The sequence below is a fragment of the Specibacter sp. NPDC078692 genome (assembly GCF_040686835.1).
Classification (GTDB): Bacteria; Actinomycetota; Actinomycetes; order Actinomycetales; family Micrococcaceae; genus Specibacter.
This window is the reverse complement of sequence record NZ_JBFBLV010000024.1, coordinates 32655-46678: the sequence shown is the minus strand read 5'-3', so window position 1 is coordinate 46678 and position 14024 is coordinate 32655. Positions and strand designations below refer to the sequence as shown.

General features: G+C 59.2%; 13 protein-coding genes. 8 read left to right on the top strand and 5 right to left on the bottom strand.

Translation table 11 applies throughout. The annotated features are described in order from the left end of the window. Nucleotides 1-24: 24 nt before the first annotated feature. The 4 genes from AB0O97_RS15260 to AB0O97_RS15245 all read right to left on the bottom strand — a co-directional run bounded on the left by AB0O97_RS15260 (nt 25) and on the right by AB0O97_RS15245 (nt 1944). Nucleotides 25-621 (bottom strand): NAD-binding protein, encoded by a 597-nt coding sequence (locus AB0O97_RS15260; RefSeq protein WP_363883811.1) that lies wholly within the window; start codon nt 619-621, stop codon nt 25-27. After that, nucleotides 605-694, bottom strand: a complete 90-nt coding sequence (locus AB0O97_RS15255; RefSeq protein ID WP_363844713.1) for a hypothetical protein — start codon at nt 692-694, stop codon at nt 605-607. Before AB0O97_RS15255 ends, AB0O97_RS15260 begins: the two co-directional genes overlap by 17 nt. Before the next feature lie 146 nt (nt 695-840). Further along, nucleotides 841-1452 carry an NAD(P)H-binding protein gene (locus AB0O97_RS15250; RefSeq protein ID WP_363844710.1) on the bottom strand — a complete coding sequence of 204 codons (612 nt, stop codon included), beginning with the start codon at nt 1450-1452 and terminating at the stop codon, nt 841-843. Between the two features lie 102 nt (nt 1453-1554). Next, nucleotides 1555-1944, bottom strand: a complete 390-nt coding sequence (locus tag AB0O97_RS15245) for a VOC family protein (protein ID WP_363883809.1) — start codon at nt 1942-1944, stop codon at nt 1555-1557. Nucleotides 1945-2031: 87 nt separating this feature from the next. On the opposite strand from AB0O97_RS15245, the gene AB0O97_RS15240 reads away from it, so the two are divergent. Then, nucleotides 2032-2577, top strand: coding sequence for a DinB family protein (locus tag AB0O97_RS15240; RefSeq protein WP_363883807.1), 546 nt, complete (start codon nt 2032-2034; stop codon nt 2575-2577). A 204-nt stretch (nt 2578-2781) separates the two neighbouring features. Further along, on the top strand, nt 2782-4620 hold the full coding sequence (locus AB0O97_RS15235; protein WP_363883806.1) for an ABC transporter family substrate-binding protein: 1839 nt from the start codon (nt 2782-2784) through the stop codon (nt 4618-4620). Here AB0O97_RS15235 and AB0O97_RS15230 read toward each other — a convergent pair. Continuing rightward, nucleotides 4608-4745, bottom strand: a complete 138-nt coding sequence (locus AB0O97_RS15230) for a hypothetical protein (RefSeq protein ID WP_363883804.1) — start codon at nt 4743-4745, stop codon at nt 4608-4610. The two genes, AB0O97_RS15235 and AB0O97_RS15230, sit on opposite strands and share 13 nt — an antisense overlap. A 336-nt stretch (nt 4746-5081) precedes the next feature. Here AB0O97_RS15230 and typA point away from each other — a divergent pair, with 336 nt between their 5' ends. The 6 genes from typA to AB0O97_RS15200 all read left to right on the top strand — a co-directional run bounded on the left by typA (nt 5082) and on the right by AB0O97_RS15200 (nt 13978). Continuing rightward, nucleotides 5082-6998 carry a translational GTPase TypA gene (gene typA / locus AB0O97_RS15225; RefSeq protein ID WP_363883802.1) on the top strand — a complete coding sequence of 639 codons (1917 nt, stop codon included), beginning with the start codon at nt 5082-5084 and terminating at the stop codon, nt 6996-6998. A gap of 289 nt (nt 6999-7287) precedes the next feature. Then, entirely contained in the window at nt 7288-8928 is a 1641-nt protein-coding gene (locus tag AB0O97_RS15220) for an ABC transporter substrate-binding protein (RefSeq protein ID WP_363844681.1), read from the top strand. Nucleotides 8929-9160: 232 nt separating this feature from the next. Next, entirely contained in the window at nt 9161-10087 is a 927-nt protein-coding gene (locus AB0O97_RS15215) for an ABC transporter permease (RefSeq protein ID WP_363844678.1), read from the top strand. Next, complete coding sequence (locus tag AB0O97_RS15210; protein WP_363844675.1) at nt 10080-11087, top strand: ABC transporter permease; 1008 nt, start codon at nt 10080-10082, stop codon at nt 11085-11087. Before AB0O97_RS15215 ends, AB0O97_RS15210 begins: the two co-directional genes overlap by 8 nt. Nucleotides 11088-11094: 7 nt before the next feature. After that, nucleotides 11095-12909 carry an ABC transporter ATP-binding protein gene (locus tag AB0O97_RS15205; RefSeq protein ID WP_363883801.1) on the top strand — a complete coding sequence of 605 codons (1815 nt, stop codon included), beginning with the start codon at nt 11095-11097 and terminating at the stop codon, nt 12907-12909. A 139-nt stretch (nt 12910-13048) separates the two neighbouring features. Further along, complete coding sequence (locus tag AB0O97_RS15200) at nt 13049-13978, top strand: PIG-L family deacetylase (RefSeq protein ID WP_363883799.1); 930 nt, start codon at nt 13049-13051, stop codon at nt 13976-13978. Nucleotides 13979-14024 lie beyond the last annotated feature (46 nt).

Here is a 14024-nt window from a genome sequence, read left to right as displayed (position 1 = left end):
TATCGACACGAGCGGCGCAGTTGTTCAGTCAGGAATCCGTTTAGAGTTTGGTGCTGACGTTCCACGAGGAGTGAATGGCGCCCTCTGCGTACACCACCATGTCGGCCGGGGCATAGAAGGTAGCTTCACTGCGGTCCAACGCCTATGCATGACCAGCAGCAACCCCAACGGCTGGCTATCGTGCAGCAGGGTGACTCGCCGGCTGCGCTCGGCCAAGAACTCCGCAAGTTCAAGTCCCACCAATGAGTCGCCAATGACCACAACGTCCTTGCCCATCGGCAGCCAGTACTTGGTGAACTGACGGACGAATTCCGGGCTCTTTGTTACCCCGGACAGGCGGCAGAGCTTGCCGAATGTACTCAAAGCCGCTCCAGCCTCTTGTGCTGTCGCGGTTCCAAGCATCATGGCTCGCAGCGTGACGCCGGTCTGTACGTTGGGCAGGTCTCCGCCGGGGAAATCAGGCATGGGGCGCACGGCATAGGTAGCCACGATGACATGATCGGGATTCAGCGTGTGGATGGACTCCACCGTGGCCACGGTATTGAGCTTCACCGCAATGCGCAGGCGCTTGACCTCAGCCTTGAACCAGCGCAAGAGCCGCTCGTTATCCGGGGTGGTCATGGTGGAGAACCACATAGTGCCCGCGTTCGGTGAGGACTCGGGCGCTCTCTAGGCCGGCCGGTCCGGCGCCCACAATCACAATGTGTTTGGACGCGGAGGCGGGCTTCAGCGGCAGTAGCGTTTCATTGCCGAGTGGAGGTGGGGGACTGTCCTGTCGACACTATATTTTGACACCAACAAAGCGACAAGGCTGTGAAAGTATTTGGGAACCAGCCCTGATTAAGCGCTGACGCCTAGAGCCTTGCCGATGGTGGAGTCGTCTTCCAGGATTTCCAGCAGACAGGCTGCAAGATCGACGCGCGGAATTGATCCGCCCAGCCGCCCGGGGCTCGTTACCTCTAGGGCTTTCCATGTTCCGGTGGCCGGTTTGTTGCTCAAACCGGTGGGGCGGACCAAGGTCCAGTCCAGTCCGGCGCTGGTGACGGCCGATTCTTGTGCGTTGTGGTCTGCCAGCGGCTTGGCGAGTAGGACCGTCATGATTGGGCGGAGGAAAGCGGGTAACTGCTTTGCGGAATCGCCTGCTCCCAGTGAAGACTGCACCACAATTCTGCGGGCGCCTGTTTTCGCCATGGCTGTAACCACTGCCTGGGTGACCGCTGCGCGATGATTGCGGACCCCTTTTGCTGCGCCGACGGTGACGACAACGGCGTCGGCTCCGGCAACGGCTTCTGTAACTACAGCTGGATCCATCGCGTTACCCATGACCACACGCGTACCAGTCGGTGTGACGCCACTGCGTGAAACAGTTGTCACCTCATGACCGGCTCGTTGTGCCAGTGATGCCAGTTGAGCGCCTGTGCCTTGCGAGCCGCCAATGATAGCGATCTTCACGGAATTCCCCTTTTTCATCGAGTTCGTCATCGAGCACGGCTAACGGCCCAGTGCATCTTACATTGGCGAGCAGGAGTGGGAACCAGCTCAAAAGCTACAACACTACTGCGCCGAACGCTCTGCCTGCGGCAGGGTGCGCAGCACACAAAACTCGTTGCCCTCGGGATCACCCATAACCACCCATGTGTGGGAGGAGCCCTGCCCGATGTCCACGCGGGTAGCGCCCAGCGCTTCCAGCCGGGCGATCTCGGTGAGCTGATCATTGGGGCGCAGGTCAAGATGCAACCTGTTCTTCACAGACTTGCCCTCAGGCACTTTCAAAAACAACAGATCCGGCAGGATCCCGGCTTCAGGGCTGCCAACGGGTGGCTGAAGCGTAACTTCCTCGCCGTCGTCGTGCACGATATTCCAGCCCAACGCCGCAGCCCAGAAGCGGGCTGTTTCAGACGGCGAAGCGGAATCAATCGAAAAGTTCTCTATGCGTAAGGCCATGGCGCTATTCTGCCGTCCCGCACAGACCTTGACTAGACACAGGCCCTGACTAGACACAGGCCCTGACGGGTGTGGAACAGTAGTCCCATGGACCTGAAAAATGAGTTGCACGAGCGTACCCCTGTAATTCCGGATGCCAGGAGCCGCCCGCCGTTCATGGCGGGGGAGCGGGAATCGCTCGAGGCGTGGCTGGAGTTCTACCGCGCCACTTTGCCCATCAAGGTTGGTGGTCTGACTGCCGAGCAACTGTGCCGGGCTGCCGTTCCGCCGTCGAGCCTGAGCATCGCCGGGATCGTTCGCCATCTGTGCGACGTGGAGCGTTACTGGTTCGCAACTGCGGTGGCGGGCTCCGATCAGCCCGCCCGCTACAAGGCGGAAGATCCCGATGCTGACTTCAACGGTGCCACCGAAGCCACAGCTCTTGCCGACGTTGCCGCCTACAGCCAGGAGCTGATCCACGTCCGAGAGCTGGCGGCCAAGGTCACTGATCTCGATGCCGCATTGCCGGGGCTTCGGCACGGCCAGCAACTGAATTTGCGCTGGGTTTACACGCACATGATTGAGGAATATGCCCGTCATTTGGGCCATCTGGACCTGCTGCGTGAAAGCGTCGACGGCGCCACTGGTTACTAGCACCTACCCAGTAATGTTCGACGCCGGAGATCACCTTGCGTGACCTGGCTGCGGTTCCGCGTGACCTGGCTGCGGTTCCGTGCGCTGAAGTTCGGCTCGGGTCCATACCGCTGCGGTACCCTAGCAAACAGGACTATTCCCGGGACCGGCTCGAAGCCATTGGAGTCCCGGAGGTCATGTTGAAGCGAAGAACCTGGAGGTGGAATGCGGCCCGGACGCATTTCCAAAGTAGTGGCTGCCGCGGCAGCTTTGGCCCTTGCCCTGAGTGCTTGCACGGGAACGCCCCCTGCGCCCGAAGAATCTAGCGCCGCCCCAACAGCCATCGAGGGCGGCAATGTCACCGTGCTCGAAGCGGCGCCTTTCACCTCATTCAACGCCGCCAGTGTCACCGGACAAACTGCTACCAACACCAGAATTGATGCGGCCACCCACTCTGGCTTCACTACCGTGGATAGCGATCTGAAGATCGTCAAGAATGAGCAGTTCGGCACGTATGAAAAGGTCAAGGACAACCCCCTGACCGTCAAATACACCATCAACGACGGAGTTCAATGGTCCGACGGCGCACCCGTCACCGCCGATGACCTGATGCTCCAGTGGGCAGCTTTGTCCGGATGGTACAACGACGCCGTCTTGGATGAGAACTTTTCCATCACCTCTGGCACGGCATATTTTCATGCCGCTGGTGACCACTCTGGACTGGCGCAAACGGAGCGGCCCGTCATCAGCGACGACGGAAAATCGCTGACACTGACGTACACCACCGCCTACTCCGACTGGGAGACTGCATTAGGTTCCACGGTGTCCATTCCCGCCCATATTGTTGCCGTCCGGGCAGGGCTGGCGGATGCGCCGGCCCTGTCCAGTGTTCTGCAAAGCGTGCAGCGGGGGGACCCGTCCAAGCAGGCGCCGCCGGACCCGACACTGCGCAAGGTGGCTGATTTTTGGAATACCGGCTTTGATAGCCGCAGCATGCCTAACCCCTCACTGGCCCTCTCTAATGGCCCCTATCTGGTCAAGGGCATCACTGCCGATCAGGAGCTTGTGCTGACCCGCAATGCTGACTATGCGTGGGGTGAGATGCCCAAGCTGGATACACTCACGGTCAAGTACGAATCCGACACGGACAAGCAGATTGCAGCTCTCCAAGCTGGCGCAGCTGATGTCATTTCTCTGTCCACGACACAGATTTCGGCTGCGCGGATCAGCGCCCTCGACGCGCTTAATGACGACGGCGTGCAGATTCAGCAGGGCCAGGGACTCGGCTTCGATCAGGTAGTGCTGAATTTTAAAGGTGTCCTGTCCCCGCCGGAACTGCGCCAAGCGTTCCTCCATACGGTGCCTCGCCAAGAAATCATAGACGAGGTGGCCAAGCCGTTAATAGCCGACGCCGACGCCGACGCAGATGCCAACGCCGAGGTACTCAATTCCTTCGTCTTCCGCCCCGGGCAGGCCCCTTATCGGGAGTCCTCGGGCAGCAACGGCACCAAGGAATTTGCTCCCGACCTGGTGGAAACGGAGGGAATCGAGCAAGCCAAGGAACTGCTGGACGGCGCCAAGCCAACTGTCCGCATCCTCTACAACCAGGATGACCCTGAGCGGGTGGCCCAATTCCAATTGATCGCCGCCTCCGCGGCCAAGGCCGGGTTTACCGTGGCCGATGCTGGCAAGAACTCCAAAGAGTGGGTTGCGGCATTGAAAGCAGGTGCCTTTGACGTGGCGCTCTACGGCTGGATTAGCAACCCCACCGGGTCCGTTCAGCTGCCACAGATTTTCCGGACCGGCGCAGTCTCTAACTTCAACAACTTCTCCAACACCGTGGTAGATCAGCTCACCGAGCAACTGGCGCTGAACCCCGACGACGCCAAGCAGAATGCTTTGAAGATGCAGATTGACAAGCTCGTTGTCGAAGCCGGTTATGGGTTGCCGCTGTTCCAACGCACTACCTTGAGTGCGGCCGGGAAACACGTCGCCGGGGTGAAGTATTCGCCACTGGATATCGGGCCGTGGCAAAGCATCGCCGCATGGGCCTACGTCAAATAGTTTGCTCTAATAACTTGCGCCAGCTCCATGGAGCAGGACAACAAGGAGCGGCGTCCTGTGAGCAGCTCGCCTTGGTGCCCACGCTCGACGGCTTCCCCGCCGGCCTTCTCCCGGTGTTGGTTCACATCCGGGCCACCCTACGCCGCAGCACTCTCTATGCCGCATGGCTCGGCGCGCAGGGTCTTTAGATTGCCAAAAGGACGACGGCGGGAGGTGACGTTAGTCACCAGGCTCACCTCTCGTCGTCGTACTTTTCCCGAAAGAACGGGCAGGATCGCGCAGAACTGCCTGTTTGGAGTGTTAGAAAACATGCCCACAATGGGATAAAGTGGGTAGGCCGCATTTGGCACTTCGTCTAGAATGGTGTTATCTGCCGATAATCGCGGCCAACCATCAATGTGACTTTCTGCTTTAGCCCTTCCGGGCCTGCAGCCGGGCCCAACTGAAATGAGTCTTCACGCATGAGCGATCTTTCCCTCAATACTGCCTCGCGCAATGACCTGCGCAATGTCGCCATTGTGGCGCACGTTGACCATGGAAAGACCACTCTGGTCGATGCCATGCTCAAGCAGACACACGCCTTCGCCTCACACGGCGACGTTGCTGAGCGCGTCATGGACTCCGGTGACTTGGAGCGCGAAAAGGGCATCACCATCTTGGCTAAGAACACCACCGTTGCCTACAACGGTCCTTCGGCCAATGGCTTGGAAATGACCATCAACGTCATTGACACCCCCGGTCACGCTGACTTCGGTGGCGAGGTCGAGCGCGGCCTGTCCATGGTTGACGGCGTTGTACTGCTCGTGGACTCCTCCGAGGGCCCGCTGCCGCAGACCCGCTTCGTGCTGCGTAAGGCACTGGCCGCCAAGCTCCCCGTAATCCTGTTGGTCAACAAGACCGACCGCCCCGATGCTCGCATCGATGAAGTTGTTGCCGAGTCCATGGACCTGCTGCTGGGCCTGGCCTCGGACATGGCTGACGAAGTTCCGGATCTGGACCTCGACGCCGTATTGAACGTTCCGGTTGTCTACGCATCCGGCAAGCTGGGCCGCGCCTCACTGACGCAGCCCGACAACGGTGCCGCCCCGGACAGCGAAGACCTGGAGCCGTTGTTCCAGACCATCATTGAGCACATCCCGGCTCCGAAGTACAACCCGGAAGGTGTCCTGCAGGCGCACGTCACCAACCTTGACGCTTCCCCGTTCCTGGGCCGTTTGGCTCTGCTGCGTATCTTCAACGGCACCCTGACCAAAGGCCAGACCGTTGCTTGGGCCCGTGCCGATGGCACCATGAAGTCCGTGAAGATCACCGAACTGCTGGCCACCAAGGCTCTGACCCGTGTTCCCGCAGAATCTGCCGGTCCCGGCGAAATCGTTGCTGTTGCCGGTATCGAAGACATCACCATTGGTGAAACTCTGACCGATCTTGAAAACCCGCAGCCCCTGCCGCTGATCACGGTTGATCCGCCCGCGATCTCCATGACCATTGGTATCAACACCTCCCCGCTTGCCGGCCGTGTCAAGGGCCACAAGGTCACCGCACGCCAGGTCAAGGATCGCTTGGACAAGGAACTGGTCGGTAACGTTTCCTTGAACGTTCTTCCCACCGAGCGTCCCGACGCTTGGGAAGTACAGGGCCGTGGCGAATTGGCTCTGTCCATCCTCGTTGAGCAGATGCGTCGCGAAGGCTTCGAGCTGACCGTGGGCAAGCCGCAGGTTGTCACCAAGCTGGTTGATGGCAAGGTTAATGAGCCGATGGAACACATGACCATCGACGTACCCGAAGAATACTTGGGTGGCGTCACCCAGCTGCTGGCCGCACGCAAGGGCCGCATGGTCAACATGGCCAACCACGGTACCGGCTGGTGCCGCATGGAATTCATCGTTCCGGCCCGTGGCCTGATCGGTTTCCGCACCCGTTTCATGACTGACACCCGCGGTGCAGGTATTGCCGCCTCGCTGGCCGAAGGCTACGAGCCGTGGCACGGTCCGATCGAATACCGCAACAACGGTTCCATCGTGGCTGACCGCTCAGGTGTTGTCACCCCGTTTGCGATGATCAAGCTCCAGGAGCGCATGAACTTCTTCGTGCAGCCCACGTCTGAGGTTTACGAGGGCATGATCGTCGGCGAGAACTCCCGCGCCGATGACATGGACGTAAACATCACGAAGGAAAAGCAGCTCACCAACATGCGTGCAGCTTCCTCGGACACCTTCGAGAACATGACCCCGCCGCGCAACCTGACCCTTGAAGAGTCCCTCGAATTCGCTCGTGAAGATGAGTGCGTTGAGGTTACCCCCGAGGCGATCCGCATCCGCAAGGTCATCTTGAACGCCGGAGACCGTGCCAAGCAGTACCGCGCCCGCGCCAAGGCCTAAGGTCTAGCCGAGAACTAGCCGCAAGCTAGCTACTTCCAAGTAACCCGCCCCAGCATTTGCTGGGGCGGGTTTTTTTGCCTTCACGGGCAGATTGCTCTGTATTTTAGTTGTCCTGTGTTCTAGGTCTCGATTTTATTACGATGTATCCAGAATGTGGGCTTGTTTACTTGTCGGTAATATATAGCGACTAGGCTCTAGAGGTATGAGTTGAGTCACTGCCCCCGGCCAGACAAGGATCCGGGCTTGCGGGCTCGTTGCTCGAATCCAAAACACACAATAGGAGGCGGAAATGCGTTTGTCGCGTACTTCCCAAGCACTTGGCCTGGCAGTAGTTGTTGCCATGTCCCTGACCGCATGTGGCGGTGGCGCCGGTGAAAACACCAGCTCCAACGGAGCCGGCGATACCACCAAGGTCATCACAGCCAATAACACCGAGCCGCAGAACGGCTTGCTGCCAGCCAACACCAATGAAGTTGGTGGCGGTAAGGTCATGGACCTCATCTTCACCGGCCTAGTGAGCTACGACGCCAAGGGTGCCACGGTCAACGAGATCGCGGATTCCATTGAGACCACGGATTCCCAGAGCTACACCATCAAGATCAAGACCGGCCAGACGTTTAGTGATGGCTCGCCAGTCACTGCGCAGTCGTTTGTTGACGCCTGGAACTTTGGTGCTGCTGCCAAGAACGCACAGCTGAACAGCTACTTCTTCGAGTCCATCAAGGGCTACGACAAGGTCTCCGCTGAGGGTGCCACCGAAGACAAGATGGAAGGCTTGAAGGTTGTTGATGACACCACCTTCACCGTCGAGCTGGCTCAGCCCGAATCTGACTTCCAGCTGCGCCTCGGTTACACGGCGTTCTACCCGCTGCCCGCATCGGCCTACGATGACCCCAAGGCATTCGGCCAGAACCCCATTGGTAACGGCCCGTACAAGTTGGCTGCCGACGGTTGGAAGCACGACGTTTCCATCGAACTCGTCCCCAACGAGAAGTACGAGGGACCCCGCAAGGCCAAGAACGGCGGCGTGACCTTCACGATCTTCAACAACCCGGATTCTGCTTACACGCAGGTTCAGTCCGACGACTTGGACATTCTGGATCAGGTACCGCCGAGCGGCCTGCAGAACTTCAAGACTGACTTTGAGGGCCGCAACGTCAACCAGCCTTACGCTGGTAACGCGACCATGGTGATCCCGTCCTACTTGCCTGAGTTCGAAGGCGAAGCAGGCACCTTGCGTCGCCAGGCTATTTCCATGGCCATTGACCGCCAGCAGATCATCGACAAGATCTTCTACGGCAACAAGAAGATCGCCACGGAATTCACCTCACCCGTCATTGACGGCTACGAGGCCGCTCTGCCCGGCTCTGAGGTTCTGAAGTTCGATGCCGCCAAGGCTAAGGAACTCTGGGCTCAGGCCGACGCCATCAAGCCGTGGCCGAAAGATCAGGTCTTCACCATCACCTCAAATACTGATGGTGCTGGCAACAAGGAATACATCACGGCCATGGCCAACCAGATTGCCACCAACCTGGGTATCAAGGCTGAGCTGAACCCGATCGCAAGCTTCAAGGAAATGCGTGCACTGGTCGGGAAGAAGGAGCTGACCGGTGCCTCACGCGCCGGCTGGCAGGCAGACTACCCGTCGCTGTACAACTTCCTCGGTCCGTTGTATGGCACCGGTGCAGGTTCCAATGATGGCGACTACTCCAACCCCGCTTTCGACGCAAAGTTGAAGGAAGGCTTGGCATCTACCACTGTTGAAGATGGCATCAAGAAGTTCAACGAAGCTCAGGAAATCCTGCTCAAGGACCTGCCGGTTGTACCCCTGTGGTACCAGGCAGTCCAGGGTGTATGGAGCAACAACGTCAACACGGTTGAATTCGGCTGGAACGGCGTACCGCTGTACTACGAAGTAACCGCCAAGTAGGGACATAAGTTCCGGCGTGGAATAACGTGAAGTAGGGGGACCTGGCCTCAAACCGGGTTCCCCTATTTTGGCGTTTCTAATGCTGCTTTCTTTGTTGCACACATACAATGCGTCTAGGCGACGTCAATAGCTCAGGTCCATAGGGCCGCTATTGTTACCGCCAAGACAGCTAGTGAACAGGTAATTACATGAATGAGATGTACCTCCGGTTGCAGGGCGTGGTGACACCGTAATGGTCATGTTCACGCTCCGCCGATTTTTACAGTTGATCCCCGTATTCTTCGGGGCAACTCTTCTGGTCTACTTCCTGGTGTTTGCTACCCCAGGTGACCCCATCGCCGCACTTTCCGGCGGCAAGCCCATGGCACCAGCCGTTGAGGCTGCCTTGCGGGCCCAGTACAACCTGGACCAACCCTTCTGGGTTCAGTACGGTTTGTACTTGAAGAACCTAGTCACGATGAACTTGGGCCAGACTTTCTCGGGACAGGAAGTCGCGGCAGTCATTGGCCGTGCCTACCCCGTAACTGCACGCCTAGCCATCATGGCCTTGATCTTTGAAGCTGTGTTTGGTGTTTTGTTTGGTGTCATAGCTGGCCTGCGCAAGGGCAAACTATTTGACAGCACCGTCTTGGTCGCTTCGCTCGTCGTGATTGCCATTCCCACCTTCGTTCTCGGCTTCGTGCTGCAGCTGGTGGTAGGTGTCCAGCTCGGTTGGGCCAAGCCCACCGTGAGCGGTGCGGCACCGTGGAATGAATTGGTTCTGCCCGCCATGGTGCTGGGACTTGTTTCCTTGGCCTATGTCATCAGGCTGACCCGTGCATCCATCAGCGAGAACATGAATGCGGATTACGTTCGCACGGCGACAGCCAAGGGCTTGAGCCGGCGCCGCGTAGTGGTTGTGCATATTCTGCGTAACTCATTGATTCCCGTGGTGACGTTCCTCGGAGCTGACTTGGGCTCGCTTATGGGCGGAGCCATCGTCACGGAAGGTATTTTCAACGTGCCCGGTGTTGGCAACTTGCTTTACCAGGCCATTTTGAAGGGCGAGAGCGCCACGGTTGTTGCCGTGGTTGGCGTCCTCGTCATTGTGTTCGTTGTGGCCAACCTGGTGGTAGACCTGTTGTACGCCGTGCTTGATCCGAGGATTCGCTATGTCTGAGAACCTGACACCTGAAAATGAACCGAGGACGCCGGCAGCCCCGCGTCTCGGTAAGAAATCAACCCGCGTAATAGAACACTTTGTTGCCCCTTTGGAGGAGACCCCCTTGGCCGCCGTTGACTCGGTGTCTGAAGGCGGAACTCCGCTGAGTTTGTGGGCAGAGGCGTGGCGCAGCTTGCGTAAACAGCCTCTCTTTATAATTTCGGCATTGCTGATCCTGCTCGTCATTGTTGTGGCAATTTTCCCGCAGTGGTTTGCCAGCGTCGATCCCACCAGCTGTACCTTGGATGACTCTGCAGAGGGGGCCCGCGCGGGACATCCCTTGGGCTTCACGCTGCAGGGCTGTGACGTGTATGCGCGCATGATCCATGGCACGCGAGCCTCGCTGACAGTCGGCATTTTCTGCACTATCGGTGTGTTGATCATCGGTGGCATCATGGGTGCCCTTGCCGGTTACTACGGTGGCTGGCTGGATGCCATTTTGGCCCGACTTGGCGATGTGTTCTTTGCCTTGCCGCTGATCCTCGGCGCCATCATCATCAACCAGTTGCCTGCTTTCCGCGACAACAAGAGCGTCTGGACAGTGGTGGTGGCCCTTGTGGCCTTCGGCTGGCCGCAGATTGCCCGTATCACCCGTGGTGCTGTCATTGAGAACCGCAACTCTGACTATGTAACCGCATCAAAGGCTCTGGGCCTGTCCAGGTTTGGCGCACTCGTCAAGCATGTGATCCCCAATTCTCTGGCGCCGATTATTGTGGTTGCGAGTATTTCTCTCGGTACCTTCATCGTTGCCGAAGCAACCCTGTCCTTCTTGGGCTTGGGTCTGCCGCCGGGTGTTATGTCGTGGGGAAATGACATCTCGGCCGCTCAACCACAGGTTCGTAACAACCCTGGCGTATTGCTCTGGCCGGCTGTTGCTCTGTCGGTCACCGTCCTGAGCTTCATCATGCTCGGTGACGCACTGCGCGATGCCCTGGACCCCAAAGCAAGGAAGAGGTGAGAAGCGCATGTCCTTTCCTGACTTGAACAAGTCCGCAAAGCCGGCGGTTCCGGGCGTCAATGATGCTCCGCTACTGGAAATTAAGAACCTGGCCATCACCTTTGATACTCAGGGTGGCCCGGTCAACGCTGTGCGCAATGCGCATCTGACCGTCATGCCTGGCGAGACCGTAGCCATTGTTGGCGAGTCCGGATCGGGTAAGTCCACCACGGCGCTTGCCGCGATTGGCCTGTTGCCCTCCAATGGCCGGGTCAGCGGTGGCCAGATCATTTTCGATGGCGAGGATATTACTCACGCCAGCGAAAAGCGCATCATCGAGTTGCGTGGAAATTCCATTGGCATGGTTCCACAGGACCCCATGTCCAACTTGAACCCGGTGTGGAAAATTGGCTTCCAGGTCAAGGAAACCCTGAAGGCGAACGGTTTGGCAGGGTCCAACTCCAACGAACGCGTTGCCGAGGTGCTCTCCGAAGCCGGACTGCCGGATGCTGCAGCGCGGGCCAAGCAATTCCCGCACGAATTCTCCGGTGGCATGCGTCAGCGCGCGCTGATCGCCATTGGTTTGGCTTGCCGTCCGCGGCTGCTGATCGCCGATGAGCCCACCTCGGCTCTGGATGTCACCGTGCAGGGTCAGATCCTTGATCACCTTGACCGTATGACCACGGAACTGAACACGGCCGTTTTGCTGATCACTCACGACCTCGGCCTAGCTGCCGAGCGCGCTGAAAAGCTCGTAGTGATGTACAAGGGGCAGGTGGTTGAATCGGGTCCCGCACTGGAGATCCTGCGCAACCCTCAGCACCCGTACACGCAGCGTTTGGTGAACTCGGCGCCGTCGCTCGCTTCCAAGCGTTTGCAGTCTGGCAAGGCCAAAGAGGCTTTGGCAGCTGCTGCCGCTGCCGGGACTGTTGAGGTCACGGATCAGGCAGACGTGCTCAAGGTTGAGAAGGTGGAACAGGCAGAACACGTTGCTCAGGTCCAGAAGTCTGCTCACACGGGCGGGATCAAGCCTCAGACACCTGCGGGCCGTGGCGACACCATCCTGGAAATCAAGAACCTGACCAAGGTGTTCAAGCTTCGTGGCGCACTGGGCAAGTCCACTGATTTTAAGGCCGTGGACAATGTCTCCATCAACGTCAAGCGTGGTACCACCATGGCGATTGTGGGGGAGTCGGGTTCCGGCAAGTCCACCGTGGCACAGATGGCGCTGAGCTTGCTGACGCCCACCGAAGGCAGCATCAACTTCGACGGAGTGGATGTGACCAGCCTCAAGGGCAAGGCACTGTTCAACTTCCGCCGCCGCGTGCAGCCCATCTTCCAGGATCCGTACGGTTCCTTGGATCCGATGTTCAACATTTACCGCACCATTGAAGAGCCGCTGAAGATCCACAAGATCGGCGATGCCAAGTCGCGGGAAAAGAAGGTTCGTGAACTGTTGGATCAGGTTTCCATGCCTGCCTCCACCATGCAGCGCTTCCCGAACGAGCTCTCCGGCGGTCAGCGTCAGCGTATCGCTATTGCGCGTGCACTGGCACTGAACCCGGATGTGATCATCTGTGATGAGGCCGTCTCGGCTTTGGACGTTCTGGTGCAGGCACAGGTGCTGAACCTGCTCAACGAACTGCAGGAAGAACTAGGCCTGACCTACCTGTTCATCACCCACGATCTGGCCGTTGTGCGCCAGATCGCCGATGACGTGTCCGTCATGCAGAAGGGCCGTCTCGTGGAGCAAGCCACCACGGACGAGGTCTTTAACAACCCGCAAAAGCGTTACACGCAGGATCTGCTGAGCGCTATTCCGGGAGCCTCGCTCTTGGTGTAGTTTCTGCGTTTCCTTGCTTCTCGGCCGGCGCCTCTGGACCTTGCGTTCTTAGGCGCCGGCCTTTTTGTGGGTTTCGCCGTGGGCAGAGCTAGGTGCGGTCTCTAGGGCGTGCTCTCAGCAGGCAGGTAGATTAGGCACCATGGACTCAACTACTTTGTTGCCCGGCACCGGACCCAGGACCACCATGCTCTTTGTGCATGCCCACCCCGATGACGAAACCATTGTCACCGGGGCCACCATGGCTGCCTCGGCCGCCGCAGGTGCTCGAGTTGTCTTGGTGACCTGCACACGCGGAGAGCTGGGCGAGGTCATTCCGCCAGAGTTGGCCCATCTGGAGGTCAAAGCGGGAGACCTCGCCCTCCCGCGTGCCACTGACCCGGACGACGCCGGACACCTCCCTGAGCAGGAAGCGGCACTTGGCGCCGGGCTGGCTCTGGAACGAGAACGTGAGCTGGCGGCAGCCTTGGCCGCGCTGGGCGTCCATGAGCACATTTGGTTGGGCCAGGGAGTTACCGCGACGGATAGCGGAGACGTGACGTTCCGCGATTCCGGAATGCAGTGGGGTGCTGATGGCCGTGCTGAAGCAGCAGCTACTGTGCTGCCCGGCTCCTTCTCGAGGGCGCCCTTGGAGGGCACCGCAGAGTTGCTGGCACACGCCATCCGCGAGCTGCGCCCGGACATGGTGATCACTTACGCAGCCGACGGCGGCTACGGGCACCCTGACCATGTCCGCACTCACGAGCTCACCATGGCTGCGCTGCGGCTGGCGGCATCGGCAGGCTCAGCCAATGCCGGGCCAGCGCATGCTTCCGTTGTGGTGACTGGCTGGAAGGTCCCGGCTGTCTACACGATCGTCAGTGACCGGCCTGAACGCGCACTCGACGCTGACACCCCGCGGCTGCAAGTTGTGGGAGATTTGGCGGCAAAGAAGGCCGCCATGGAAGCCCACCGGACTCAGATCACCGTGGACGGCGGGCGCTTTGCTCTCTCCGATGACGTGTGGAGGGACATTTCCGCCGTCGAAGAATTCGTGGCGGTTCCTCCCTCCGCTATTTATCCAGCACAGTGACTGGGTCTCAGCCGCCGGAGCCGCAGCCAGCGGGCAAGCTTCGATT

Bases quoted from the DNA above. Each gene is read 5' to 3' on its own strand.
- AB0O97_RS15200 (WP_363883799.1), top strand. From the start codon at position 13,049: ATGGACTCAACTACTTTGTTGCCCGGCACCGGACCCAGGACCACCATG.
- AB0O97_RS15235 (WP_363883806.1), top strand. From the start codon at position 2,782: ATGCGGCCCGGACGCATTTCCAAAGTAGTGGCTGCCGCGGCAGCTTTG.
- typA (WP_363883802.1), top strand. From the start codon at position 5,082: ATGAGCGATCTTTCCCTCAATACTGCCTCGCGCAATGACCTGCGCAAT.
- AB0O97_RS15245 (WP_363883809.1), bottom strand. From the start codon at position 1,944: ATGGCCTTACGCATAGAGAACTTTTCGATTGATTCCGCTTCGCCGTCT.
- AB0O97_RS15220 (WP_363844681.1), top strand. From the start codon at position 7,288: ATGCGTTTGTCGCGTACTTCCCAAGCACTTGGCCTGGCAGTAGTTGTT.
- AB0O97_RS15240 (WP_363883807.1), top strand. From the start codon at position 2,032: ATGGACCTGAAAAATGAGTTGCACGAGCGTACCCCTGTAATTCCGGAT.
- AB0O97_RS15205 (WP_363883801.1), top strand. From the start codon at position 11,095: ATGTCCTTTCCTGACTTGAACAAGTCCGCAAAGCCGGCGGTTCCGGGC.
- AB0O97_RS15215 (WP_363844678.1), top strand. From the start codon at position 9,161: ATGGTCATGTTCACGCTCCGCCGATTTTTACAGTTGATCCCCGTATTC.
- AB0O97_RS15260 (WP_363883811.1), bottom strand. From the start codon at position 621: ATGACCACCCCGGATAACGAGCGGCTCTTGCGCTGGTTCAAGGCTGAG.
- AB0O97_RS15210 (WP_363844675.1), top strand. From the start codon at position 10,080: ATGTCTGAGAACCTGACACCTGAAAATGAACCGAGGACGCCGGCAGCC.